General features: G+C 64.4%; 28 protein-coding genes. 17 read left to right on the top strand and 11 right to left on the bottom strand.

Annotated features, from left to right (window positions below):
- The first annotated feature begins 2 nt into the window (after positions 1-2).
- The 3 genes from ACWCIA_RS14945 (at position 3) to ACWCIA_RS14935 (ending at position 1,475) form a co-directional block, all read left to right on the top strand.
- Positions 3-329, top strand: a complete 327-nt coding sequence (locus ACWCIA_RS14945; RefSeq protein WP_454164510.1) for a hypothetical protein — start codon at positions 3-5, stop codon at positions 327-329.
- 70 nt (positions 330-399) lie between these two features.
- Positions 400-1,086 (top strand): pentapeptide repeat-containing protein, encoded by a 687-nt coding sequence (locus tag ACWCIA_RS14940; RefSeq protein ID WP_454164509.1) that lies wholly within the window; start codon positions 400-402, stop codon positions 1,084-1,086.
- Positions 1,083-1,475 carry a hypothetical protein gene (locus tag ACWCIA_RS14935; protein WP_454164507.1) on the top strand — a complete coding sequence of 131 codons (393 nt, stop codon included), beginning with the start codon at positions 1,083-1,085 and terminating at the stop codon, positions 1,473-1,475. The genes ACWCIA_RS14940 and ACWCIA_RS14935 overlap by 4 nt, the downstream gene beginning before the upstream one ends.
- On the opposite strand, the gene ACWCIA_RS14930 is transcribed toward ACWCIA_RS14935, so the two are convergent.
- The gene (locus ACWCIA_RS14930) at positions 1,472-2,056 is read right to left on the bottom strand and encodes a hypothetical protein (protein ID WP_454164505.1); all 585 of its coding nucleotides are present in this window, start codon (positions 2,054-2,056) and stop codon (positions 1,472-1,474) included. The two genes, ACWCIA_RS14935 and ACWCIA_RS14930, sit on opposite strands and share 4 nt — an antisense overlap.
- A gap of 252 nt (positions 2,057-2,308) precedes the next feature.
- Here ACWCIA_RS14930 and ACWCIA_RS14925 point away from each other — a divergent pair, with 252 nt between their 5' ends.
- The 3 genes from ACWCIA_RS14925 to ACWCIA_RS14915 all read left to right on the top strand — a co-directional run bounded on the left by ACWCIA_RS14925 (position 2,309) and on the right by ACWCIA_RS14915 (position 6,066).
- Complete coding sequence (locus ACWCIA_RS14925; protein WP_454164503.1) at positions 2,309-2,737, top strand: hypothetical protein; 429 nt, start codon at positions 2,309-2,311, stop codon at positions 2,735-2,737.
- Positions 2,738-2,932: 195 nt separating this feature from the next.
- Complete coding sequence (locus ACWCIA_RS14920; protein WP_454164501.1) at positions 2,933-4,972, top strand: glycoside hydrolase family 97 protein; 2,040 nt, start codon at positions 2,933-2,935, stop codon at positions 4,970-4,972.
- A gap of 86 nt (positions 4,973-5,058) precedes the next feature.
- Positions 5,059-6,066 (top strand): alpha/beta hydrolase family protein, encoded by a 1,008-nt coding sequence (locus ACWCIA_RS14915; RefSeq protein ID WP_454164499.1) that lies wholly within the window; start codon positions 5,059-5,061, stop codon positions 6,064-6,066.
- Here ACWCIA_RS14915 and ACWCIA_RS14910 read toward each other — a convergent pair.
- The 3 genes from ACWCIA_RS14910 to ACWCIA_RS14900 all read right to left on the bottom strand — a co-directional run bounded on the left by ACWCIA_RS14910 (position 6,063) and on the right by ACWCIA_RS14900 (position 8,850).
- A complete protein-coding gene (locus tag ACWCIA_RS14910; RefSeq protein WP_454164497.1) occupies positions 6,063-6,539 on the bottom strand; it encodes a glutathione peroxidase in 477 nt (158 codons plus the stop codon). The genes ACWCIA_RS14915 and ACWCIA_RS14910 overlap by 4 nt on opposite strands.
- Before the next feature lie 120 nt (positions 6,540-6,659).
- Entirely contained in the window at positions 6,660-7,796 is a 1,137-nt protein-coding gene (locus ACWCIA_RS14905; protein ID WP_454164496.1) for a PilT/PilU family type 4a pilus ATPase, read from the bottom strand.
- Between the two features lie 10 nt (positions 7,797-7,806).
- On the bottom strand, positions 7,807-8,850 hold the full coding sequence (locus ACWCIA_RS14900) for a type IV pilus twitching motility protein PilT (protein ID WP_454164494.1): 1,044 nt from the start codon (positions 8,848-8,850) through the stop codon (positions 7,807-7,809).
- 69 nt (positions 8,851-8,919) lie between these two features.
- Here ACWCIA_RS14900 and ACWCIA_RS14895 point away from each other — a divergent pair, with 69 nt between their 5' ends.
- Both ACWCIA_RS14895 and proC read left to right on the top strand, forming a co-directional pair.
- Positions 8,920-9,630 (top strand): YggS family pyridoxal phosphate-dependent enzyme, encoded by a 711-nt coding sequence (locus ACWCIA_RS14895; RefSeq protein WP_454164492.1) that lies wholly within the window; start codon positions 8,920-8,922, stop codon positions 9,628-9,630.
- A gap of 7 nt (positions 9,631-9,637) precedes the next feature.
- Positions 9,638-10,450, top strand: coding sequence for a pyrroline-5-carboxylate reductase (gene proC / locus ACWCIA_RS14890; protein ID WP_454164491.1), 813 nt, complete (start codon positions 9,638-9,640; stop codon positions 10,448-10,450).
- Between the two features lie 176 nt (positions 10,451-10,626).
- Here proC and ACWCIA_RS14885 read toward each other — a convergent pair whose 3' ends face one another.
- The 5 genes from ACWCIA_RS14885 to ACWCIA_RS14865 all read right to left on the bottom strand — a co-directional run bounded on the left by ACWCIA_RS14885 (position 10,627) and on the right by ACWCIA_RS14865 (position 13,734).
- Complete coding sequence (locus tag ACWCIA_RS14885; RefSeq protein WP_454164489.1) at positions 10,627-10,956, bottom strand: YqjK family protein; 330 nt, start codon at positions 10,954-10,956, stop codon at positions 10,627-10,629.
- Positions 10,949-11,338 carry a phage holin family protein gene (locus tag ACWCIA_RS14880; RefSeq protein ID WP_454164698.1) on the bottom strand — a complete coding sequence of 130 codons (390 nt, stop codon included), beginning with the start codon at positions 11,336-11,338 and terminating at the stop codon, positions 10,949-10,951. Before ACWCIA_RS14880 ends, ACWCIA_RS14885 begins: the two co-directional genes overlap by 8 nt.
- Complete coding sequence (locus tag ACWCIA_RS14875; protein ID WP_454164487.1) at positions 11,338-11,652, bottom strand: DUF883 family protein; 315 nt, start codon at positions 11,650-11,652, stop codon at positions 11,338-11,340. The genes ACWCIA_RS14880 and ACWCIA_RS14875 overlap by 1 nt, the downstream gene beginning before the upstream one ends.
- Before the next feature lie 72 nt (positions 11,653-11,724).
- On the bottom strand, positions 11,725-12,579 hold the full coding sequence (ubiA, locus tag ACWCIA_RS14870; RefSeq protein WP_454164485.1) for a 4-hydroxybenzoate octaprenyltransferase: 855 nt from the start codon (positions 12,577-12,579) through the stop codon (positions 11,725-11,727).
- 213 nt (positions 12,580-12,792) lie between these two features.
- Positions 12,793-13,734 carry a hydrogen peroxide-inducible genes activator gene (locus ACWCIA_RS14865; protein WP_454164483.1) on the bottom strand — a complete coding sequence of 314 codons (942 nt, stop codon included), beginning with the start codon at positions 13,732-13,734 and terminating at the stop codon, positions 12,793-12,795.
- A gap of 201 nt (positions 13,735-13,935) precedes the next feature.
- Between ACWCIA_RS14865 and ACWCIA_RS14860 the strand changes: the two genes are divergently transcribed.
- The 5 genes from ACWCIA_RS14860 (at position 13,936) to ACWCIA_RS14840 (ending at position 18,445) form a co-directional block, all read left to right on the top strand.
- The gene (locus tag ACWCIA_RS14860) at positions 13,936-15,120 is read left to right on the top strand and encodes a PilT/PilU family type 4a pilus ATPase (RefSeq protein ID WP_454164481.1); all 1,185 of its coding nucleotides are present in this window, start codon (positions 13,936-13,938) and stop codon (positions 15,118-15,120) included.
- A 112-nt stretch (positions 15,121-15,232) separates the two neighbouring features.
- The gene (gene rfaE2 / locus ACWCIA_RS14855) at positions 15,233-15,706 is read left to right on the top strand and encodes a D-glycero-beta-D-manno-heptose 1-phosphate adenylyltransferase (protein ID WP_454164480.1); all 474 of its coding nucleotides are present in this window, start codon (positions 15,233-15,235) and stop codon (positions 15,704-15,706) included.
- A 15-nt stretch (positions 15,707-15,721) separates the two neighbouring features.
- Positions 15,722-16,420, top strand: a complete 699-nt coding sequence (locus ACWCIA_RS14850; protein ID WP_454164478.1) for a YjjG family noncanonical pyrimidine nucleotidase — start codon at positions 15,722-15,724, stop codon at positions 16,418-16,420.
- A 21-nt stretch (positions 16,421-16,441) separates the two neighbouring features.
- Complete coding sequence (locus ACWCIA_RS14845; RefSeq protein ID WP_454164476.1) at positions 16,442-17,206, top strand: alpha/beta hydrolase; 765 nt, start codon at positions 16,442-16,444, stop codon at positions 17,204-17,206.
- 90 nt (positions 17,207-17,296) lie between these two features.
- Positions 17,297-18,445, top strand: a complete 1,149-nt coding sequence (locus ACWCIA_RS14840) for a 2OG-Fe(II) oxygenase (RefSeq protein WP_454164474.1) — start codon at positions 17,297-17,299, stop codon at positions 18,443-18,445.
- A gap of 27 nt (positions 18,446-18,472) precedes the next feature.
- On the opposite strand, the gene trmL is transcribed toward ACWCIA_RS14840, so the two are convergent.
- Both trmL and ACWCIA_RS14830 read right to left on the bottom strand, forming a co-directional pair.
- Entirely contained in the window at positions 18,473-18,943 is a 471-nt protein-coding gene (gene trmL, locus ACWCIA_RS14835) for a tRNA (uridine(34)/cytosine(34)/5-carboxymethylaminomethyluridine(34)-2'-O)-methyltransferase TrmL (protein WP_454164472.1), read from the bottom strand.
- Positions 18,944-18,991: 48 nt separating this feature from the next.
- The gene (locus tag ACWCIA_RS14830; protein WP_454164470.1) at positions 18,992-19,762 is read right to left on the bottom strand and encodes a phosphoribosyltransferase family protein; all 771 of its coding nucleotides are present in this window, start codon (positions 19,760-19,762) and stop codon (positions 18,992-18,994) included.
- Positions 19,763-19,851: 89 nt separating this feature from the next.
- Here ACWCIA_RS14830 and ACWCIA_RS14825 point away from each other — a divergent pair, with 89 nt between their 5' ends.
- The 4 genes from ACWCIA_RS14825 (at position 19,852) to ACWCIA_RS14810 (ending at position 24,314) form a co-directional block, all read left to right on the top strand.
- Complete coding sequence (locus tag ACWCIA_RS14825) at positions 19,852-20,742, top strand: methyltransferase domain-containing protein (RefSeq protein ID WP_454164468.1); 891 nt, start codon at positions 19,852-19,854, stop codon at positions 20,740-20,742.
- A 655-nt stretch (positions 20,743-21,397) separates the two neighbouring features.
- Positions 21,398-22,585, top strand: a complete 1,188-nt coding sequence (coxB, locus tag ACWCIA_RS14820; protein ID WP_454164466.1) for a cytochrome c oxidase subunit II — start codon at positions 21,398-21,400, stop codon at positions 22,583-22,585.
- A 26-nt stretch (positions 22,586-22,611) separates the two neighbouring features.
- On the top strand, positions 22,612-24,213 hold the full coding sequence (gene ctaD / locus ACWCIA_RS14815; protein WP_454164464.1) for a cytochrome c oxidase subunit I: 1,602 nt from the start codon (positions 22,612-22,614) through the stop codon (positions 24,211-24,213).
- The gene (locus tag ACWCIA_RS14810) at positions 24,213-24,314 is read left to right on the top strand and encodes a cytochrome oxidase small assembly protein (protein WP_454164462.1); all 102 of its coding nucleotides are present in this window, start codon (positions 24,213-24,215) and stop codon (positions 24,312-24,314) included. The genes ctaD and ACWCIA_RS14810 overlap by 1 nt, the downstream gene beginning before the upstream one ends.
- Position 24,315: the final 1 nt, after the last annotated feature.

Below are 24,315 nucleotides of genomic sequence, written 5' to 3'. Positions count from 1 at the left end.
CAATGAGTTTTGTATTTCGCCTCGTGCGCAAAGAGGGCGGAGAAGGGGGCGGCGACGCGCCCGTCGTCATGTTCGAGGATTCGACCAGCCCCGGTTTCGTCCCGCTGTGGGAGGAAGTCGGCGTCTACGATGCGCTCTACAACAGCGACGGCAAGCCGGCGAAGGAAGTCTCGCGCCGCATCGCCCATGGCCTCGACCGCGTCAGCGAAGAAATGGCGCTCGCCCGCCTGATCCCGGCCTCGCTCTCGCAGGGTGAAGCGATCCGCTTCCTGGAAGACGTCAACCGCGCCTGCGTGATCCACGGCACGGCGCAGATCGAGACGCGCTAACGGCCCTCTGGAGCCAGGCTTCAAGGGAAGGCCCTGTGCCGGCGCGGCACGCCCGTGTATCCTGAGCGCCATGCCACGTCACACCATCACCCTCAGCGGCGAAACGCCCGACCGTAGCCGCATCGAACAACTGCTATTGGAAGACGTTATCCTCGTCTTAGACGACTGCGATTTTTCGGGCGCCGACCTCTCGCGCCTGAACCTGCAGGACGCCAGCTTCCGCAACTGCGTCCTGCTCGAAACCTCGTTCTACGCCGCCAACCTGGCGCGCACCCGCTGGCAGCGCTGCCGGGCGGGGCATGCCGATTTCGAGTCGGGGGACCTGGTCGATGCGCAGTTCGCATCCTGCGACCTGAACAACACCAGCTGGCGCCGCGCCAAGCTGGCCTCGTGCTCCTTCCGCAGCTGCAAGCTGACCGGCGCCGCCTTCGAGGAAGTCAGCTATCTCGGCCTCTCCTTCGAAGACAGCCTGCTCATCGGCGCCGACCTGCGCCGCATGTCCTTCCGCAAAATGAAACTGACGGGCCTGGATTTCGCCGACGCCGATTTGTCCGGCTGCGATTTCCGCGAAGCCGTGTTCGAAGGCGGCAGCCTGCGCGACGCCCACATCAAGGACACCCGCTTCGACGGCGCCGACCTGCGCGAAGCGGACCTCGGCGGTCTGAAACTCGTCAACGCGAAGCTGTTCGCGGGCGCCACGATCTCGCCACGCCAGGCGGCGGAACTGGTGCGGGCGATGGGCCTGAACGTCGGATGAAGGCCGTCCGCGAGGTCGCCACCTTCAGGAGCCGCCGCTTCCTGCCCATCCTGCCCGAGGCAAGCCAGCTCAGGCCGGGGGTGTACGGGGCGGAGCTGGCGTTCTGGCTGGCGGGGAAGCTCGCACAACAAGGCGTGGTGACGCGCTACCCGGTGGCGGGGGACGGTTGCTGGTTGCTGGAATACGAGGTGGAGGAGGGCGCTGCCTTCCAGCTCCGGTGCGTGAATGCCGCCGGCAGCGACGCGGGTTGGCGCATTGCGCTCGCGAGCGACAGCCCTGCGTCGTTCGGGCAAGCCCGGCCACTGGTCAATGCGCTACGCTTCGTGCTCCACGCCGGGGTGCCGCGCGCGGACATCGACTGGCGCTACGACATGGATTCACAGGCCTAGGGCAGCCAGCGGCGCAGGAAGCGGGCGGCCGGTTGGTGCCGGTCGGCCAGCGCAAGCAAACCCTTGGCGGAGAACAGCACGATCAGGATGCCGACGACGTCCCCAATGATCATCACCATCAGCGCAAACCAGTCGACCGTCCCCGACTGCACCCACATGAACGCGTGGTGGACGATGGGGCTCAGGAGCCCGCACAGCAAGGCGGTGAACAAGAGCCGGGGCACGGTCAGCCCTTCGAGGCGCGGGCCCAGGAAAAACCAGTGTTTCGCGAACAGGTAGGCGAGGTAGGGAGCGAGGGAGCCGGCCAGCGCGCCGCTCAAGGCACGAAACTCGGTCTCGAAGACGAAATGGAAGAAGTTGAGGTAGAGGCTTGCCAGCAGCAAGCCGACGAAGCCGGCAAATCCGAACAGCAGCGTGGCCAGCAGGCGGATCCCGGCCGGGATGAACACCCAGTTGATCCCGGCACTCTGCTCGAACTGGATGAACATCAGTTCATTGATCCGGTTGAGCACAAGAAAAACCACCGTCGTGAGGACGACATATCCGAGATGCTTTCCTGCTGTCTCTCTCAGGCTGGTCATAGGGCTAAGCGAGTCTTGTTGAGTTGCTTTATAGAAATTTCATTGTAACTGCATCCGACAAGACTAAACCAATTACGCACGAAGCTGCTTCCAGTTGAGCCTGCGCGGAACACTCATTGCATTACTTGTAAGCAATTGCCACCATTGTAAGAATTTGTTAAACCGGTCAACAGCTTCCGGATGAGGCCCGTTGATGGTTCAGTGACGCAGGAAAATGTGCACTGAGACGACAACTAACCGAGGAGCTGCAACATGAAAAAAATCACCGCCACCCTGATCGCCGGTCTGTTCGCTACCACCGCATTCGCTCAAGTGCCGGATTCGCCAGTTGCGAAAACGAATGTCGACACCAAGGATGCGAAAACCGCGGTACTGGTGGACACCAAGGATGCCAAGGCTGACCTGAAGGCCACGACCAAGGAAGCCCAGAAAGCGGCAACGGCCGACACCAAGGGCAAGGTCGTCGCCAAGACCGCCAACAAGGACATCAAGGGAGACGCCAAGGCAGAAGTGAAAGCGGAAGCCAAGGACGCCAAGGCGGCCGTGAAGGCGGATGCCAAGGAAGCCAAGGCCGACGTAAAGGCTGCGGCAGCGGATGTCAAAGCGGATGCCAAGGCAACGACCGCGGCCCATCCGGAGAACCACGGCGCCCACGTTTCGGCGACCGCCCAGACCAAGTAAGCCGTTTTTCAAGGCAAACACAGGCCCGCGTCATCGCGGGCTTTTTTTCGCCCATCGGTTTAATGTTGCCTGTATGTACATATATTTTGGTAGTCGAGCTACACGATTTGTCTTATCATCGTCCCTGATTTGACCCAAAAACACGTAGTTTTGCTACCTGCTATTTCTTGCCGGATAGCGACAGGAGACCACCGCATGACCCTACGCCGCATCGCCGCCGTCCTGGCCGCTTCATTCACGCTCAGCCTCAATGCATGGGCACAACAGGTGATCGCCGGCGCGGCTTCGCCCGGCAAGCTGATCGACGTCGAGGTGCAGGTCGACGGTAGCGGCAAGCTCGGCTATACGGTGAAGCGCGGCGGCAAGGAAGTCATCGGCCTGTCGCGCCTCGGCTTCAACCTGGCCAACGGCCCCCGTCTCGACGGTGCTTTCGCGCTGCACAAGCAGACCGTGACCGACCACGATTCGACCTGGGAGCAGCCCTGGGGCGAGCGCCAGTTCGTGCGCAACCGCTACCGCGAGCTGCGCGTCGAGGTCGAGCAGAAGCGGCACGGCAAGCGCCGCCTGGCCATCGTGTTCCGCATCTACGACGACGGCGTCGGCTTCCGCTACGAATTCCCGAACCAGACGCAGCTGGACAAGGTCGAGATCCTCGACGAGCTGACCGAATTCACGGTCGCCCAGCCGGCCACCGCCTGGTGGATCCCGGCCGCCGAGCTGCCCGGCCTGGAAGAAGAGATCCGCCAGGCGCCCCTGAGCGAAATCGGCATCGCCAACACCCCCCTGACGATGCGCCTGAAGGACGGCACCCACATCGCCTTCCACGAAGCGGCCCTGGTCGACTACGCCACGATGTGGCTGCGCAAGGTGGACGGCCAGAAGCTGCGCGCCATGCTGGCGCCGTCTTCCTATGGTCCGGCCGTGGTGCGCAGCGGCGCCTTCAGCACGCCGTGGCGCACGATGCAGATCGCGGGCGACGCGGCCGGCCTGTACATGTCGGACCTGGTGCTCAACCTGAACGAGCCGAACAAGCTGGGCGACGTCTCCTGGGTCAAGCCCTCGAAATTCGTGGGCGTGTGGTGGGAGATGCACCTGCAGCAGGGGACCTGGAACGCGGGCCCCAAGCATGCGGCCAACACGGCCAACACCAGGCGCTACATCGACTTCGCGGCGAAGAACGGCTTCCGCGGCGTGCTGGTCGAGGGCTGGAACCGCGGCTGGGAAAGCGACTGGGGCCACGGCGGCGCCGACTTCAGTTTTACGCAGTCCTATCCGGACTTCGACCTGCCTGGCCTCGCCGCCTATGCGAAGTCGAAGGGCGTGCGCCTGATCGGCCACCACGAGACCGGCGGCAACCTGCCGTCCTACGAAAAGCAGATGGACGCGGCCTATAAACTGTATTCGAAGCACGGCGTCGACAGCATCAAGTCGGGCTATGTGCACGAAGCGGGCGGCATGCTGTTCACCGGGCGCGACGGCAAGCCGCGCTACGGCCATTACGATTCGCAGGACGGCGTGCGCCACTTCCTGAAAGCCGTGACCGAAGCGGCGAAGTACCGCATCGCCATCGACACCCACGAGCCGGTCAAGGACACCGGCCTGCGCCGCACCTATCCGAACTGGATGACGCGCGAAGGCGCGCGCGGCGTCGAGTACAACGCCTGGGGCAACCCGCCCAACGCCGTCGACCACGAGGCAAAGCTGGTCTTCACGCGCATGCTGAGCGGCCCGATGGATTACACGCCGGGCGTCCTGAGCCTGGTCGGTGCGGATGGCAAGACCTTCAATTCGACCCAGGCCAAGCAGCTGGCCAATTTCGTCGTCATCTATTCGCCGCTGGCGATGGCGGCCGACCTGCCGGAGAACTACGACAAATACCCGGCAGCCTTCAAGTTCATCCGCGACGTGCCGACCGACTGGGCCGATACGCGCGTGCTGAACGGGGCAGTGGGCGAGCACGCGACCATCGTGCGCCGCGACCGCAACTCGCAGGACTGGTACCTCGGCGCCGTGACCGACGGCCAGGCGCGCACGCTGGACGTGAAGCTGGACTTCCTCGAGCCGGGCAAGCGCTACCTTGCCGAGATCTACCGCGACGGCGACGCCGCCGATTACCGCAGCGAACGCCGTTTCGACTTCGTGGTCGAGAAGCGTACGGTCACGGCGCAGGACGCGCTGCAGCTGCGCCTGGCGCCGGGCGGCGGGCAGGCGATCCGTTTTACGCCGCAGGGCTGAAAGGGGGCGGGGCCGTGAGTTTTCGATAGCTTTACGGCCCCCGTTTCATGGCACCATCGCAGGCTTTATCGAGCCCCGGGAAACCCATGTTCAAGACCCTGCACCAACCCTCGATTGCACTTGCCGCGCTGCTGCTGGCCGCGCCGGCCTGCGCCTCGGCCGCTTCCACTGTGCGCGAGGAGATCTTCGACCGAAAAGGGATGGCGCTGACACGCGTGACCCTGCAGGCCGATGGCGGCCCGCCAGTGCGCTACTACCTGTCCAAACCCGCGCAGAAGGCGCCGCTGGTGCTCTACATCCAGGGATCGGGATGCGTGCCGCCTTTCATGGGCCTCGGCACGCCCAATCCCTATTCGACCATCTATTCCTGGCTGCCGCTGGCGCAGCAGGGGCGCTACGCCGTGATGGCGGTCGACAAGCCCTACCAGTCGGACGAACCGCAAAAGGGACCGTTCGGCTCGGCGATCGGCTGCGCCGGCGATTTCAACGCCCACTTCTCCTACGACGCCTGGCTGGCGACGCTCAAGACGGCCGTACGTCACGCCCTGGCCCGGCCCGAAGTCGACGCGCGCCGCGTGCTGGTCATCGGCAGTTCCGAGGGCGCCCCAATGGCCGCCGGCCTGGCGCGCGCGCTGCCGGAAGTGACCGACCTCGTGCTGCTGGGCGCCAACGGGCCAACCCAGCTCTACGACTTCGCCGCCGACATCTACCGCTCGAACGACAGCGACGACGCCAAGCTGCTGCGCCTGCAGAAGCTCGACGCAACCTTTACCGCCATCAGCGCCGATCCCACGAGCACCAGCAAATTCGCCTGGGGCCACCCCTACCTGCGCTGGAGCAGCTTCTTCGCCCAGTCCACGATGGAGCACCTCGCGCACACGAAGGCGCGCATCTACCTGGCGAGCGGCATGCAGGACAGCAGCGTGCCTATCCTGTCGACCGAGGCGATGTATGCCCAGCTGCGCACCCAGGGCAAAGACGTGACGATGCGGCGCGTGCCGGGGGCGGGCCACAGCCTGGCCCCGGATGGCAAGCCGATGCCGGAGGCGCAGAAGGAGTACGACGCCTTCATGGCGTGGTTCGAGCGGCCTTAAAGAAGCTTCGCGATGTCGCCCGCGATCTCGTCGGGTTTCGTCTGCGGCGCATAGCGCTTGACGACCTTGCCGTCGCGCCCGACCAGGAATTTGGTGAAATTCCACTTGATGCGCTGGGTGCCGAGCAGGCCGGGCGCCTCGGATTTCAGGTGCCGGTACAGGGGATGGGCGTCGGGGCCGTTGACCTCGACCTTGGCGAACAGCGGGAAGCTGACGCCGAAGTTCTTTTCGCAGAAGGCGCCGATCTGGGCGGCGTCTCCCGGCTCCTGCTTGCCGAACTGGTTGCAGGGGAAACCCAGCACCTCGACGCCGCGCTCGCGGAATTGCTGGTAGACCTGCTCGAGGCCCTGGTATTGCGGCGTGAAGCCGCATTCGGAGGCCGTGTTCACGATGAGCAGGACCTTGCCGCGGTAGCGCGACAGGTCGATGGGGGTGCCGTCCAGCAGGGCGGCGGTGAAGTCGAAGACGTCCATGCCAAGATGATACCGTAGGGTGGACGGCTTCGCCGTCCACGCGTCCAGCGCGCGTGTGATTAATCGCGAAGGATCAAACTGTGGTTGAACGCGTGGACGGCTTCGCCGTCCACCCTACGGTCAAACCAGCCCGAGGTGCTCGGTCCCGCTCGAAAAATCGCGGTTCTTCGCGTGCTTGCTGTTGAGCTTGATGGTCAGGCGCAGGTCGTTCACCGAGTCGGCGTTGCGCAGCGCGTCTTCGTAGGAGATCTTGTCGAGCTCATAGAGGTCGAACAGCGCCTGGTCGAAGGTCTGCATGCCCAGCTCGCGCGACTTCTTCATGATCTCCTTGATCTCGTGGACTTCGCCCTTGAAGATCAGGTCCGAAATCAGCGGCGAGTTCAGCAGGATCTCCATCGCGACCACGCGGCCCTTGTCTTCCTTTTTCGGGATCAGGCGCTGCGAGATCAGGCCGCGCAGGTTCAGCGACAAATCCATCAGGAGCTGCTGCCGGCGCTCTTCGGGGAAGAAGTTGATGATGCGGTCCAGGGCCTGGTTGGCGCTGTTGGCGTGCAAGGTGGCCAGGCACAGGTGGCCGGTTTCGGCAAAGGCGATCGCGTGTTCCATGGTCTCGCGGTCGCGGATTTCGCCGATCTGGATCACGTCCGGCGCCTGGCGCAGGGAGTTCTTCAGGGCCGCTTCGAAGCTGTCGGTGTCGACGCCCACTTCGCGCTGCGTGATCACGCAGTTCTTGTGCGGGTGGACGAATTCGACCGGGTCCTCGATGGTGATGATGTGGCCGTAGCTGTTCTCGTTGCGGTAGCCGACCATCGCGGCCAGGGTCGTCGATTTACCCGAGCCGGTGGCGCCGACCATGATCACCAGGCCGCGCTTGGCCATGATCACGTCCTTGAGCACGTGCGGCAGGTCGAGGTCTTCGAACTTCGGGATCTTGGTCGTGATCGTGCGCAGCACCATGCCGACGCTGCTCATCTGGACGAACGCCGAGACGCGGAAGCGTCCCAGGTCGCCCGGGCTGATCGCGAAGTTCGCTTCGCGGGTCAATTCAAAACCGGCGGTCTGCTTGTCGTTCATGATCGAACGCGCCAGGTCCGCCGTGTGACTTGCTGTGAGCGGCTGGTTCGAGACCGGCGTCATCTTGCCGTCGATCTTGATCGCGGGCGGGAAGCCGGCGGTGATGAAGAGGTCCGAACCGCCCTTGCTGACCATCAGGCGCAGCAGGTCGAACATGAACTTGGATGCCTGGTCGCGTTCCATTTTTTAGCCCTTAACCGGGGAAGTTTTCCGGAATTTTGGCGGCCGAGCGGGCGGCCGCACTGGAAATGACATTGCGGCGCACCAGGTCCGTCAGGTTCTGGTCCAGCGTCTGCATGCCGACGTTGCTGCCGGTCTGGATGCTCGAGTACATCTGGGCGATCTTCGCTTCGCGGATCAGGTTGCGGATGGCCGGGGTGCCGATCATGATCTCGTGCGCCGCCACGCGGCCGGAGCCATCCTTCGTTTTCAGGAGGGTCTGCGAGATGACGGCCTGCAGCGACTCGGACAGCATCGCACGCACCATCTCCTTTTCTTCGGCCGGGAACACATCAACGATACGGTCGATGGTCTTGGCCGCCGACGAGGTGTGCAGGGTGCCGAACACGAGGTGGCCGGTTTCGGCCGCCGACAGGGCGAGGCGGATGGTCTCGAGGTCGCGCAGCTCGCCGACCAGGATCGCATCCGGGTCTTCGCGCAGCGCCGAGCGCAGCGAGTTACTGAAGGAGAGGGTGTGCGGGCCGACTTCGCGCTGGTTGATCAGGCACTTCTTCGAATCGTGCACGAATTCGATCGGGTCTTCGATCGTCAGGATGTGGCCGTACTCGCTCTCGTTCAGGTGGTTGATCATCGCCGCCAGCGTGGTCGATTTGCCGGAGCCGGTCGGACCGGTGACGAGCACCAGGCCGCGCGGCTTCAGGGCCAGCTCGCCGAAGATCTTCGGGGCGTTGAGTTCTTCCAGCGTCAGGATCTTCGACGGAATGGTACGCAGCACGGCGGCCGCGCCGCGCTCCTGGTTGAAGGCGTTGACGCGGAAGCGCGCCAGGCCGGGAATCGCGAACGAGAAGTCGCATTCGAGCACTTCCTCGTACTGCTTGCGCTGGCCGTCGTTCATGATGTCATAGATCATGCCGTGCACATCCTTGTGCTCGAGCGGCGGCAGGTTGATGCGGCGTACGTCGCCATGCACGCGGATCATCGGCGGCAGGCCGGCCGAAAGGTGCAGGTCGGAGGCTTTGTTCTTTACCGAGAAGGCGAGTAGTTCTGAGATGTCCATTTATAATCCCTGTACTGTTAAAAGTGCAGCTACTCGCGTCCGTCTCGAATATTGCCACCAGAAAAGATTATGTCCACAATCGCTGCCAACTTGCAAGCTGTCGAAGCGACAATCAAGGCCGCCGTGGAGGCTGCCGGCAGGCCCCGTTCGACCGTCCAGTTGCTTGCCGTGTCGAAGACCTTCCCGGCTGAATCCGTGTTGGAGGCAATGGCGGCCGGCCAGCGCGCCTTTGGCGAAAACTATTTGCAGGAAGGCGTCGAAAAGATCGCCGCCGTGGCGCGCGCGCAACCGGCGCAACTGGATATGCCCATCGAGTGGCATTTTATCGGCCCGATCCAGAGCAACAAGACGCGCCCGATCGCGACCAGCTTCGCCTGGGTGCACACGGTCGAACGCCTGAAAATCGCCCAGCGCCTGTCCGAGCAGCGCCCGCCCGAGATGGGCCTCCTGAACATCTGCCTGCAGGTGAACATCAGCGGAGAAGCCACCAAGAGCGGCGCCAGGCCCGACGAACTGCCCGAGCTGGCGCGCCAGGTGGCGCAGCTGCCGAACCTGCGCCTGCGCGGGCTGATGGCGATTCCCGAACCGCAAACCGACCCGGCCCTGCAGCGCGCGGCCTTCGCCAAACTGCGCACGCTGGGCGAGAGCCTGCGCGCCGACGGTTTGTTGATCGATACGCTGTCGATGGGCATGTCGGCCGACATGCAGTCTGCCATCCTCGAGGGCGCGACCATCGTCCGCGTGGGCAGCGCCATCTTCGGCGACCGCAACTACGACTAGGATCACAATGAAAATCGCATTCATCGGCGGCGGCAACATGGCCACCGCTTTAATCAGCGGCCTGGCAAAACGAATGGACGAACGAGGACGGATCCACGTGGTCGACCCGAATCCGGAGGCACTCGCCCGTTTGGCCACCGACTACGGCGTGGGCACGGCGCCCGCCATCGACGCCGAAGTCGCTTCCGCCGATGTCGTCGTGCTAGCCGTGAAGCCGCAGCAGATGCGCGAGGTCGCGGCGCAGCTGGCGCCGCATCTCGATGCGCAGCTGGTGCTGTCGATCGCGGCCGGCATCCGCAGCGCCGACCTGGCGCGCTGGCTGGGCGGCCACAAGCTCATCGTGCGCGCGATGCCGAACACCCCAGCCCTGATCGGCATGGGCATCACGGGCATGGTGGCGACGGCCGGCGTCGACGAGGAAGGGCGCGCGGTCGCCGAGGGCGTGATGCGCGCGGTCGGCCAGACCGTGTGGCTGGACGACGAGGCCCTGATCGATCCGGTGACGGCCGTCTCCGGCAGCGGCCCGGCCTACGTGTTCTACTTCCTGGAAGCGATGCAGGCGGCGGCCGCCGAGATGGGCCTGAGCCCGGAGCAGGGCAGGCAGCTGGCGCTGGCGACCTTCATGGGGGCGACCCAGCTGGCCCAGCAGTCCGCCGAGCCGCTCGAGCTGCTGCGCCAGCGGGTGACTTCGAAGGGCGGCACGACGCATGCGGCCATCACGAGCATGGAAGAGGCGGGCGTGAAAGCGGCGATCGTCGAGGCGATGAAGGCCGCGGCGGCCCGTGGCCGCGAGTTGGGGGATGAGTTGGGTGGCCAGTAGGGTGGACGGCTTCACCCGATGGCATGCATACCGGTAACCGGTGCGCCGTCCACGCGTTCAAACCCCGCAAGAGACGACGCGACAGCGAATTAAACGATAGTTGAACGCGTGGACGGCATCAAGCACTCGAATGAGCACACGTTAGGGGTTGTAGCCGTCCACCCTACGCAACGCCGTTATTCCAGATGCCCGCCTATCCTGCCGCGCATCATCGGCAGCACCCGCTGCACCAGCGGCAGCGCATTTTTCACGAGCTTCCACGCCGAGACACCGCCCGCCGCCAGCCCGAGCACCCACTTCGGCCGCGCGATCAACAGGCCCGCGGCGAGGCCAGCCCCCGCCAGCACCGATTTCTTATGCTCGAGCAGGAAGCCGCCTGCGCCGCCGATCTGTTCGGCCGGCGCCTTGAGCGCATTCAGCTGGTCGGCCAGGTCGCCGCGCTGACGCGCGCAATCGGCCACCAGGTGGGCGCGGCGTACCGCCAGGGGCATATGCTGGCTATTCATACGTGCCTCCCGCTTGCGCTCCGGTGCCTTTGATGAAGGCCATGTCGCGGCCCAGCTCCGTGCGGGTCGCCGCCAGCATTGGTCCGCGCGCCTGGAAACCGGCGCGTACCTTCAGCAGGATGGCCATCGCGGCCAGCGCAAACACGCCGGCCATGGCGCCGACCGCAAGCAGCCGGTGCGTTTCCCAGAACAGGACGATGACGAACAGCGCGACGAGCATCAGCGCGCCGGCGCCAAGGAAGGCGGCCAGCAGCGTCCAGGCGGCAAAGCCCAGCAGCGCGCGCGCTTCCTCCTGCACCTCGACGGCGGCCAGTTCCAGGCGCGTGCACGCCATGGCGCCGAGCGTGGCGCCGATGCGGCCGGCCGTCTCGAACAAGGCCATCAACGACGGTTGATCAGCATGCCCAGCACGACGCCGACAGCGGCGCCGATGCCGACCGCTTTCCACGGATTTTCCTTGACGTAGACATCGGTCGCCTTGGCCGCGGCCTTCGATTTTTCCACGACTTCCAGGTTGGCCAGGCCTTCCTTGGCGCTCGTGATGGCGGTCTCGAACTTGGCCTTGGCGGCCTCGAGCTGCTCGCCGGTCAGCGAGCTGCCGTGGCGCAGCCAGGCTTCGGCGTCCTGGATCACGGTTTTCAGGTCGGCCATCAGTTGGTCGCGGGCGCCGGTCTGGGTCGGGATTTTTTCCATCATGGGGGAACCTCTTTCTGTAAATGGGAAGCCGCCATCTTGTGGACAGCAACAGGACGTGCAATTCGGACAATATTATCCTAATGCATAGTCTAACGCGACACCGAGAAATAGTGCCGCACCTAACCAATTGTTGTGGCGAAAGGCCGCGAAACACCGCATACGGTCGCGGTCGCGAATGAGGGTGTAGTGATAAAGCGCCATTCCGGCCGCCACTACGACGCCGCCCACGAACCACCAGCGCAGGCCCAGCAGCCAGCCGCAGACCAGGTCGATCGCCAGCGCGACGCCGTAGCACAGCATCACGGCGGCGACGTCGAAGCGGCCGAAGGTAATGGCCGAGGTGCGGATGCCGATTTTCAGGTCGTCGTCGCGGTCGACCATCGCGTATTCGGTGTCGTAGGCCACGGCCCAGAACACGTTGGCCACCAGCAGCCACCAGGCGATTGCCGGCACTGCGTTCTGGATCGCGGCGAAGGCCATCGGGATGCCGAAGCCGAAGGCGATGCCGAGGTAGGCCTGGGGGATGGCGAAGAAACGCTTGAAGTAGGGATAGGTGCCGGCGACGATCACGGCCAGCACGGACAGCTGCTTGGTCAGCGTGTTCAGCGGCAGGATCAGCAGGAAGGAAACGATCGCCAGCACGGCGGCGACCATGACCGCCTCCCAGCCCTTGATGCGCCCGCTCGTCAGCGGCCGGTCGACGGTGCGCTTGACGTGGCGGTCGAAGTCGCGGTCGGCGTAGTCGTTGATCGCGCAGCCGGCCGAGCGCATCAGCGCGGTACCGAGCACGAAGATGACGACGACCATCGGATCGGGGCTGCCGCCTGACGCCATCCACAAGGCCCACAGGGTCGGCCACAGCAGGAGGAGGATGCCGATCGGCTTGTCAGCGCGGACCAGCCGGAAGTAGAGCGCCAGCTTGTTCATGGATTCGCTTCTTGTCTTGCAAGAATATTGTGTACAAGACAGCGATTCTAACGGGTTTGGTGCCGGGAACGCGACGTTGGCATTTCGCGTTCGATGTCGGAGGGCGTAGGGTGGACGGGTTTCCCGTCCACGCGTTCAACAGGCGGACGTGAACCGATACGCGACCGGAAGTTCGTACGTTAGTTGAACGCGTGGACGGCAGAGCCGTCCACGCTACGCTGCCTTGTCCAACGCCAGCATATCCACCCCAGGCAAATCGCACTGCGCCACCGCATTGCACACCGCCTCGATCGCCGCGCGCCGCGTAAAGCTCTTGCGCCAGACGATTACCACGCGGCGCGAGGGCGCCGGGGTCGAGAAGGGGACGAAGGAGAGCATGCCGTTCGGGTCTTCCATGTCGCGCACCGAGGCGCGCGGCAGGACCGTGACGCCGATGCCGCTGGCCACCATGTGGCGGATCGTTTCCAGCGACGAGCCCTCGAAGGTGCGCTGCATGCCGTGGCCGGGCGAGGAGAAGCGCGCCATTTCCGGGCACACTTCGAGCACCTGGTCGCGGAAGCAGTGGCCGCTGCCCAGCAGCAGCATGGTTTCGGCCTTCAGATCGTCGGCGGGAATGTCGCGGCGCTTGGCCCAGGAGTGGGCCTTCGGCACCGCCACCACGAAGGGCTCGTCGTACAGGGTCTGCATCAGCATGCCGTGGTCGGGCAGGGGCAGGGCCATGATGGCCGCATCGAGTTCGCCCTGGCGCAGCAGTTCCAGCAGCTTGACGGTGAAGTTTTCCTGCAACACGAGCGGCATCTGCGGCACGTTGTCGATCAGGTTTTTCACCAGCGGCGGCAGCAGGTAGGGGCCGATGGTGTAGATCACGCCCAGGCGCAGCGGGCCCGCCAGCGGGTCCTTGTTCTGCTTGGCCAGCTCCTTGATCGCGGCCGTCTGCTCCAGCACGCGCTCGGCCTGGGCCACGATCTGGGCGCCGACCGGCGTCACCGAGACCTCGGAGCCGCCGCGCTCGAACAGGGTGACGCCCAGTTCGTCCTCGAGCTTCTTGATGGCGACCGACAGGGTGGGTTGCGCCACGAAACACGATTCGGCGGCGTGGCCGAAATGTTTGGCGCGGGCGACGGCGACGATGTATTTCAGCTCGGTGAGTGTCATAGGCGTATGGTCAATGGAATTGCAGGGTGCAATGCTCGGATTGCACGCGGGTTGCACTCGGTTTGCACGATACTGCCAGGGTCTCGGCCTGGACCGCCGAGAAAAGTATTTTAACGAGAATCTTAGTCGATATAATTGCCGGGCGGGCGGATTCGTTAGCGCATCGTCCCCAATATGACCCCCGACGTCCAGAAAGTCACCATGTCCACTTCCTTCGGCCCGGCCGATGCCCTGGCCTATATCCAGAAGCTGCTTACCGTCATGCACCAGCAGGGCGGCTCCGACCTCTTCATTTCCGCCGACTTCCCGCCGAGCATGAAGCACCAGGGCGCGATGAAGCCGATGAGCCAGCAACGCCTGACCGGCGAGGTCACGCGCGCATTGGCCCTGTCGCTGATGAACGAGCGCCAGCGCGCCGAGTTCGAAGCCGAAATGGAGTGCAATTTCGCGATCTCGCTGCCGAACGTCTGCCGCTTCCGCGTCAACGTCTTCGTGCAGCAGCAAAGCGTGGGCATGGTCGTGCGCACGATCGCTTCCGAAATCCCGAATTTCGAAAAGCTCGAACTGCCCGAGGTCCTGAAAGACGTGGTGATGACCAAGCGCGGCCTGGTGCTGGTCGTCGGCGGCACCGGTTCCGGCAAGTCGACCACGCTGGCCGCGATGATCGACTACCGCAACAGCCACTCGGCCGGCCACATCATCACGGTCGAAGACCCGGTCGAATACGTCCACAAGAACAAGAACTGCCTGGTGACGCACCGCGAAGTGGGCGTCGACACCCATTCCTGGCACAACGCGCTGAAGAACACGCTGCGCCAGGCGCCGGACGTGATCCTGATCGGCGAGATCCGCGACACGGAAACGATGGAGCACGCGATCGCCTTTGCCGAAACCGGCCATCTCTGCCTGGGCACGCTGCACGCGAACAATGCCAACCAGACGATGGACCGCATCATCAACTTCTTCCCGGAAGAGCGGCGCAACCAGCTGCTCATGGATTTGTCGGCCAACCTGCGCGCCATCGTCTCGCAGCGCCTGGTGCGCACCGAAGACGGCAAGGGCCGCAAGGCGGCCATCGAAATCCTGCTGAACACGCCGACCATCGGCGAGATGATCCTGAAGGGGAACTTCCACAGCATCAAGGAGATCATGCAGAAGTCGCGCGAACTGGGCATGTGCACCTTCGACCAGGCGCTGTACGAGCTCTACAATAAGGGCTACATCAGCTACGACGAGGCGATCCGCAATGCCGACTCCGCGAACGGCCTGCGCCTGCAGATCAAGCTGTCGGGCGAGCGCCGCGAGGTCGAGGAGGGCGGCGCCAAGGCGAGCTCGCTGTCGATGATGCTCGAAGAAGAACCCGAAGATCCTCCTGCGAGCGTGTGAAAAACCTCCATGACTGCGTTGCATTCGTCTCGCCGTACTAGCGTACTGTCTTCGACGATGCGCCTTGTCCTGAAGCTTTTTCACACGCTCGCCTACACCTACTTAAGCCCTTATGCCGAATTTTGAAAACAAGATCTGCTCGCGCGCCGAGCTCAAGGCGCGCGTCGCCGCCCTCCCGAAACCGGTCGTGCTGACCAACGGCGTCTTCGACATCCTGCACCGCGGCCACGTGACTTACCTGGCGCAGGCGCGCGAACTGGGCGCGTCGCTGGTGGTCGCTGCGAATACCGATGCCTCGGTCAAGCGCCTGGGCAAGGGCGACGACCGGCCCCTGAACACGCTGCACGACCGCATGGCGGTGCTGGCGGCGCTCGAATCGGTGAGCCTGGTGGTCGAGTTCGACGAGGACACGGCGCTGGAAACCGTGCTGGAGGCGCGGCCCGAGATCTACGCCAAGGGCGGCGATTACCAGATGGACGCGATTCCGGAAGGGCAGGCCGTGCTGGCCTATGGCGGGCGTGCCGTGGCGATCGATTTCGAGCACGACCGATCGACCACCAAGCTGGTGGCGCGGATACGCGGCTGAGCGCTGTTCCGACGCATGAAACACAGGCTCTTTCTCTTCGACCTGGACGACACGCTGCTCGACTTCAAGGCGTCCGAGCAGCTCTCCTTTGACCGCACCATGCGCGCCCTCGGACTGGACGCGCCGCCCGCCGGCCTGTTCGGCCGCTACCAGGCCATCAACATCGGGCTGTGGAAGGCGTTCGAAGCGGGCGCCGTCTCCAAGGATTTCCTGAAGGTGGAACGCTTTCGCCGCACTTTTGCAGAGGACCGGCTCGACCTCGACCCGGAGGCGGCCAGCCGCCTCTACCTCGAATCGCTGGCGGACACCGTGGTCCTGGTCGAGGGCGCCCAGGAGCTGTGCGAGACCCTGGCCGGCATCGGCGAAATCGGCATCATCACCAACGGCGTCGAGCACATCCAGCACCGCCGCATTGCCGCCTCCATGCTGCATGCCCATGTCTCTTTCGTGGCCACCTCCGAAGCCTGCGGCCACGCCAAGCCGGACAGCCGCTTCTTCGACTACACGGTGAACATGGCCCGTCGCTTCGCGCACGCGGAGACAGTCATCGTCGGTGACCGGCTCGATGCCGACATCCTCGGCGCGAACCGCTTCGGGATCGACAGCTGCTGGTTCAATCCCGGCGGCCTGGCCAACGACTCGCCCGCGCTGCCCAGCTGCGAAGTGGCGAGCCTGCATGAGGTGATACCGGCTCTGCGCGGCCTGCACGCCTGATCGATTTCAACAGGGCGGGGCATGCAAAAAACCATCGCTTTCCTCCTGCTCCTTGTCCTGGCCGGCTATGCTGCCGCCTGCATCGCGCTGTTTGTCTTCCAGCGTTCCTTCATCTACTTTCCTCCCTTGCACCCGGCCCTGCAGGCGCCGCGGACGTCGACGCTGGCGGTGCCGGGCGCCTCGATTAAAGTGTCGGAGCGGCCGCTGCGGGGCAACAAGGCCGTCATCTACTTCGGCGGCAATGCGGAGGATGTGTCGGCCAGCCTGCCCCTGCTGGACAGCGCCTTTCCCGAACGCGCGCTGTACCTCATGCATTACCGCGGCTATGCGGGCAGTTCGGGCAAGCCGTCCGAGAAGGCGCTAGTGGCGGATGCGCTGGCGCTGTTCGACCGGGTGCGCGCCGAGCACAGCGACGTCGTCGTGATCGGGCGCAGTCTCGGGAGCGGCATCGCCGTGCAGGTGGCCGCGCTGCGCCCGGTCGGCAAACTGGTGCTGGTGACGCCCTTCGACAGCCTGCAAGAACTCGCTGCCCGGCAGTTCCCGGTGTTCCCGGTGCGCTGGCTGCTGAGGGACCGGTATGACTCCGGAAAATACGCGCCCGAGGTCAAGGCGCCTACCCTCATCGTCGCCGCCGAGCAGGATGAGATCATTCCGGCTGCCAGTACGCGGCTGCTGCTGTCGCGCTTTGCGGATGGGGTGGCAACGATGAAGGTGATCAACGGGGTTGGGCATAACGCGATTTCCGAGACTGCCGCGTATGTTCCGGCGCTGCAGTGGGCACGGTAGGGCGCGCCAAAAAAACGACGATTCCGCGCTTGGCACAAACGGCCGTGTTCGCTAGACTTGTCAATACATAAACAAACCAGCGGGCCAAACATGTGGCTACCAGGCGATCCGATACCGGAATTCGTGGCGCGCTCCGCGAACAATCCGCGCTATGCGTTCTATACGGCGGCTGGCCGCTATGTCGTCCTGAGTTTCCTGGGCAGTGGGGCCCACGACAGCGCCAGGCAACTGGTGCGCTATGTCGAGGAGCGGCGCGCCCGCTTCGACGACCGGCACCTCAGCTTTTTCGGGGTGTCGATCGACCCGGCGGACGAGAGCCAGGGCCGCCTGCGCACCATGATTCCGGGAATCCGGTATTTCTGGGATACCGACCAGAAGATCAGCAAGCTGTTTTCCGCCATTAGTCCCGATGGCTCGGCCAATACCGTGTACCGGCCTTTTACGCTGGTGCTCGATCCCATGCTGCGGGTGCTGGCCCAGATTCCGCTCATGCCCGCCGATGAGCATTGCCGCAGGCTCGACGACGTGCTGGACGGGCTTCCGCCCGTGGCGGAGCACGCGCAGTCGGCCTTGAATGCCCCTGTCCTGATCCTGCCCCGGGTGTTCGAGGATGCGCTCTGCCGCGAGCTGATCGCAACGTATCGCCGGTACGGCGGCACCGAATCGGGCTTCATGCGCGAGGTCGGCGGCAAGACGGTGGAGGTGAGGGAAGCGAGCTTCAAGCGGCGCGAGGACTTCGAGTTCGACAGCCGCCCGGAACTGGCGGCGCTCAGGGCGACGATCCAGGACCGCATCCGCCGCCGCGTCCTGCCCGAGATCAAGCGCGCCTTCCAGTTCGAGGTCACGCGCATGGAACGCTACATCGTCGCCCGCTACGATGGAGACAGCGGCGGCTTTTTTCGCCCCCACAAGGACAACACGACGCTGGGCACGGCCCACCGGCGTTTCGCCTGCACGATCAACCTCAATGCGGACGAATATACGGGCGGCGATTTGCGTTTCCCGGAATTCGGGCCGCGTACCTACCGCGCGCCGACCGGCGGGGCCGTCGTGTTCTCGTGCGCGCTGCTGCACGAAGCCAGCCCGGTCACCAGCGGCGAGCGGTTTGCCTTCCTGCCTTTCTTCTACGACGAAGCAGCCGCCCGCGTGCGCGAGCAGAATGCGCATTCGCTGACCGGCCAGGTGTTCGACCGCGAGAAGGGAGAAGACGAGTATTCGCTGGCGAAAACGGATCAGTAGCAGTCGCGGTGACTGCCCACCGCGCGATCAGACCCCGCCCGCGTACCCGTTCTGGCGCCATGCCTCGTACACCACGACTGCCACCGTATTCGACAGGTTCAGGCTGCGGTTGTCCGGCATCATCGGCAGGCGGATGCGCTGGGCGGGCGGGAAGCTTTCGCGCAGGGCCGGATCGAGACCGCGCGACTCGGCGCCGAAGACGAACACGTCGCCCGGCTTGAAAGCGGCGTCGGCGAAGGGGGAGGAGCCGTGGGTTGTCAGGGCGAACATGCGCGACGGATCGGGTTGCGCATCAGCCAGGAATGCTTCCCAATTCTTGTGCACCTTCATGGTCGCGTAGTCGTGATAGTCGAGGCCGGCGCGGCGCATCTTGGCGTCGTCCAGCGGAAAACCGAGCGGCTCGATCAGGTGCAGCTGCACGCCGGTGTTGGCGCACAGGCGGATGACGTTGCCCGTGTTGGGCGGGATTTCGGGTTCGACCAGGACGACGTGAAACAAGAAACTTCTCCTCAATAATTGATTGCGCAATGTTAATGCGGGGGCGCGTCAAGACGGCGGCGTGCGCGCGAACACCAGGTTCGACACCCGCGCCGCGCCAGCCGCCTTCAGCGTGCCTGCCAGTTCGTTCAGGGTGTGGCCGCTGGTCATGACGTCGTCGACGACGCCGACGTGGCGGCCGTGTATCAGATGCATCATGTCGGCCGGCACTTCGAATGCGCCGCGGATATTGCTGGCGCGTTCACGCGGCGATACGCCGGACTGCGCCGTCGTCTCGCGCACCCGCGCCGCCAGGCGCGGCTGCAGTTCGATGGCGAGCGACTTCGCCAGCGGCCGGGCGATCTCGAGCGCCTGGTTGAAGCCGCGTTCGACCAGGCGCCGCGGTCCCAGCGGCACCGGGCACAGCACATCGGGCAGGATGCAGCCAGGCTGCATCTGCACCGTTTTGCTCAGCAATGCGGCGAACCAGGGCGCCAGCGGCAGCTGGGCGCCGAACTTAAGGCCCAGCACCAGCGTATCGAGCGGCGGCGCGTAGTCGATGGCGGCGACGGTGGCGTCGAAGGCCGGGCGCTCGGCCAGGCAGGCGCCACAGCGCTGCGCGGCGGTGTCGATGCCGCCGAGCGGGTTGGCGCAGCAGGGGCAACGGGGCCCGCGCGGCGCGGCGTAACGCAGGCGGCAGGGCGCGCAGACCACGTCGGCGGCCTGCTCGCCGCAGAGCGCGCAGGAGCAGGGCAGCAGTGTTTGGACCGAGGCGCGGACCGAAGCGCGCACCAGCGCCGGCAGCGGATTGTTCGTCCATCGTCGCAGGCGTTCAAGCATCGGCTCGCATCCTCATGAGCGTGTACACTCCCGCCATTATCTCATTTGAACGCAACAGAACTATGGCTTCTCCCTCGTCCCCATCGAAAATGAGCGCGCCGATTGACGGGCAGCGCGTGCGTGCGCTGTTTGCGGAACCGTCGCGCGTGGCCCCGGCCGACTTCCTGCGCCGCGAGATCGCCGAACGCATGCACGAGCGCCTGAGCCTGGTGAAAATCGTGCCGCAGCGCGTGCTCGATGCCGGTTGCGGCGGCGGAGCCGACCTGGCCGCCTTGCAGAAGAGCTATCCGGCAGCCCAGATCGTCGGGCTCGACGCGTCCAGCGCCATGCTGGCCGGTGCGAAGGCGCCGGCGCCGGCCATGGGCGCGTTCAACCAGATGCTCAGCCGCCTGATGCCGAACAAGGCCGGCGTCGACCTGCTTTGCGGCGACTTCGGCAGCCTGCCATTCGGGCCGAACTCGCTCGACCTGGTGTGGTCGAACCTGGCGCTGCACTGGCATCCCCAGCCGGACCGCGTGTTCGCCGAATGGCGCCGGGTGCTGCGGGTGGACGGCTTGCTGATGTTCTCGAATTTCGGCCCCGATACCTTCAAGGAGCTGCGCGCCGCCTTTGCGCTGATGGACGAAACGCCGCACACGCTGCCCTTCGTCGACATGCACGACTTCGGCGATCAATTGGTCGAGGCCGGCTTCTCGACGCCGGTGATGGATGCCGAGCGCATCACCGTCACCTACGGCACGGTCGAGGCGCTGCTGGCCGACGTGCGTGCGATCGGCGGCAATCCGCTGGCGACGCGCCGGCGCGGGCTGATCGGCCGTGCGGCCTGGCAACGGATGGTCGACGCGCTGGAAGCCGGGCGTGGGGCGGACGGCAAGATCGCGCTCACCTTCGAGGTGATCTACGGGCATGCGTTCCGGCCGGTGCCGAAGACCACGGCGGCGGGAGAGTCCATCGTACGCTTCCAGCCGCGCAAGTCGTAGGGTGGAGCCTTGGATGCCGGGGGCATCCAAGGCAACTCCACGCGTCAAACAGTGCCCGATCCGACGCGTGGTTTCACAGGATGGTTGAACGCGTGGACGGCGTCATCGTCGCGGGAACGCGGCCGTCCGGGTGTAGCCGTCCACCCTACACCGCCGTTGCACATCAGCGGTGTCGCCACAAGCCCCTTGCGCCGCCCGGCTCACCCTACGATACTAACGGAGTTTGATATACGTACGACCACGTTACAAGCGGACTCTGGACTAGCACGGCTGCATCCATACGGCAAGACCCGTACAGCAACAAGCCGTGCCCGAACGCACGATTTAACGCGGCCGCAGCAAGAATTTTCCTTGAATAAAAATTAGCGATTTGAGTATAATCAATGACTATTTTTTCGCCCAGCGGGCCTGAATCGCTGACGAAACAGGCAAATCGGCCGAAGAAATAGAAAATTGAAAGAGCAGCATCAGCAAGTTTCGCGCCCGTCAGTGTGTTTTGCTTTGCTCCAGACGCGCGTGTTTTGTCACCGTAGCGCGTCTGCAAACCGCGCCGCCGGGACCCTTGCTTGTATTTGGTTTCGGAGCGGCGGCGGTTCGTTCATGGAATTGCTGACCGTTTAAAAATATTTCTATATTTGGTGGTTGGGGACAATTCATGACATATGCAATGCGACTTCACGCCTTGATGCTCGGTCTCGCGGTATCGGCCAGTATCCCGGCACTGGCAGCCCCGGAAATCACGGGCCGGCCGGTGGAATACCAGTTGAACATGCAGCCTCCGGTAACTGGTATCGGCGCGGACATCTACAGCTTGCACAACTGGATGATGATCGTCTGCCTCGTCATCTTCGTCGCCGTCTTCGGCGTCATGTTCTATTCGGTGTTCAAGCACCGCAAAGCCCTCGGCCACAAGCCCGCCACCTTCCACGAATCGACCGCCGTCGAAATCGCCTGGACCGTCGTTCCCTTCCTGATCGTCATCGGCATGGCCCTGCCTGCCACCAAGACCGTCATCGCCCTGAAAGACACCTCGAACGCCGACCTCACCATCAAGGCGACCGGCATGCAGTGGAAATGGGGCTACGACTACCTGAAAGGCGAGGGAGAGGGCATCAGCTTCCTGTCGAACCTGGCTACCCCGCGCGCCCAGATCGGCGAGCCGGGCGTCGCCCCGACCGAAGCGCGCAGCGAAAACTACCTGCTCGAAGTCGATAACGAAATGGTGGTCCCGGTCGGCAAGAAGATCCGCATGGTCTTCACCGCCAACGACGTGATCCACGCCTGGACCATCCCGGCCTTCGCCATCAAGCAGGATGCGATCCCCGGGTTCGTCCGCGACGGCTGGTTCAAGGCCGACAAGGTCGGCGTCTACCGCGGCAACTGCGTCGAGCTGTGCGGCAAGGACCACGCCTTCATGCCGATCGTCGTGCGCGTCGTCTCGAACGAGGACTACACCGCCTGGGTCAACACCAAGAAGAAGGAAATGGCCGCGCTGGCGGACGATCCGAACAAGGTCTGGACCATCGACGAACTGAAAACCAAGGGCGAGCAGGTCTACGCCGCCAACTGCGTGGCCTGCCACCAGGCCAACGGCAAGGGCGTGCCGAACGCCTTCGCGCCGCTCGACGGTTCGGAAGTGGTCAACGGTCCGAAGCACCCGCAGATCGACGTTCTCCTGAACGGCCAGGACACGCCGCGCTACGCCTCGGCCATGCCGGGCTGGAAGCAGCTGTCGGACACCGAGATCGCCGCCGTCATCACCTATACCCGCAACACCTGGTCGAACAAGGCCGCGGAAAACATCGTTCAACCGGCCGAGGTTATGGCTGCACGCAGCAAGTAACCCAGTAAAGTTTTCAGGATACTGACATGACTACCAGCACTCTCGATCACGCGCACGACGACCACCACGGCCACGACCACGCGCACGACATGCCGACCGGCGCCCGCCGCTGGCTGTTCGCCACCAACCACAAGGACATCGGTACCCTGTACCTGTGGTTCTCGTTCATCATGCTGCTCTCGGGCGGCGTGCTGGCGCTGATGATCCGCACCGAGCTGTTCCAGCCCGGCCTGCAGTTCTTCCGCCCCGAGTTCTTCAACCAGCTGACCACGATGCACGGCCTGGTGATGGTCTTCGGCGCGATCATGCCGGCCTTCGTCGGCTTCGCCAACTGGATGATCCCGCTGCAGGTGGGGGCGTCGGACATGGCCTTCGCGCGCATGAACAACTTCTCGTTCTGGCTGCTGCCGCCGGCTGCGATCCTGCTGGCCGGTTCCTTCTTCTCGCCGGGCGGCGCCACCGCAGCCGGCTGGACGCTGTACGCACCGCTGTCGACCCAGATGGGCCCGGGCATGGACATGGCGATTTTTGCCATGCACATCATGGGCGCCTCGTCGATCATGGGCTCGATTAACATCATCGTCACCATCCTGAACATGCGCGCCCCCGGCATGACCCTGATGAAGATGCCGATGTTCTGCTGGACCTGGCTGATCACCGCCTTCCTGCTGATCGCCGTGATGCCGGTCCTGGCAGGCGCGATCACGATGACCCTGACCGACCGCCACTTCGGCACCTCGTTCTTCAACGCCGCCGGCGGCGGCGACCCGGTCATGTACCAGCACATCTTCTGGTTCTTCGGCCACCCTGAGGTCTACATCATGATTTTGCCGGCCTTCGGCATCGTCTCGCAGATCATCCCGGCCTTTGCCCGCAAGCCGCTGTTCGGCTACGCCTCGATGGTCTACGCGACCGCCTCGATCGCCGTGCTGTCCTTCATCGTCTGGGCGCACCACATGTTCACCACCGGCATGCCGGTGACGAGCCAGTTGTTCTTCATGTACGCCACCATGCTGATCGCGGTGCCGACCGGCGTGAAGGTGTTCAACTGGGTCGCGACCATGTGGAAGGGCTCGATGACCTTCGAAACCCCGATGCTGTTCGCGGTCGGCTTCATCTTCGTGTTCACGATGGGCGGCTTCACCGGCCTGATCCTGGCCGTGACCCCGATCGACATCCAGGTCCACGACACCTATTACGTGGTGGCGCACTTCCACTACGTGCTGGTCGCCGGTTCCCTGTTCGCGCTGTTCGCCGGCTTCTACTACTGGGCGCCGAAGTGGACCGGCCACATGTATCCGGAAGGCCGCGGCAAGATCCACTTCTGGCTGTCGCTGATCACCTTCAACGTCACCTTCTTCCCGATGCACTTCCTGGGGCTGGCCGGCATGCCGCGCCGCTACGCCGACTACGCGGTGCAGTTCACCGACTTCAACATGATCGTCTCGGTGGGCGCCTTCGGTTTCGGCCTGTCGCAGGTGTACTTCCTGTTCGCGGTGGTGCTGCCGACCATCCGCGGCGGCGCGAAAGCGGAAGCCAAGCCATGGGAAGGCGCGGAAGGCCTCGAGTGGACCGTGCCGAGCCCGGCGCCGTTCCACACCTTCGAGAATCCGCCGCTGGTGAAGTGATGACTCCGCAGAAAAAGTCGAACAAGAAGACCGCCCTGGTGCTGTGCGTGATCGCCGCGTTCTTCTTCGCGGCGGTCATCCTCAAGCGCCTCTGGATGTGAC

Source organism: Massilia sp. SYSU DXS3249 (assembly GCF_053668055.1).
The sequence above is the reverse complement of the archived record's forward strand: the minus strand, read 5'-3'. Positions and strand labels throughout refer to the sequence as shown.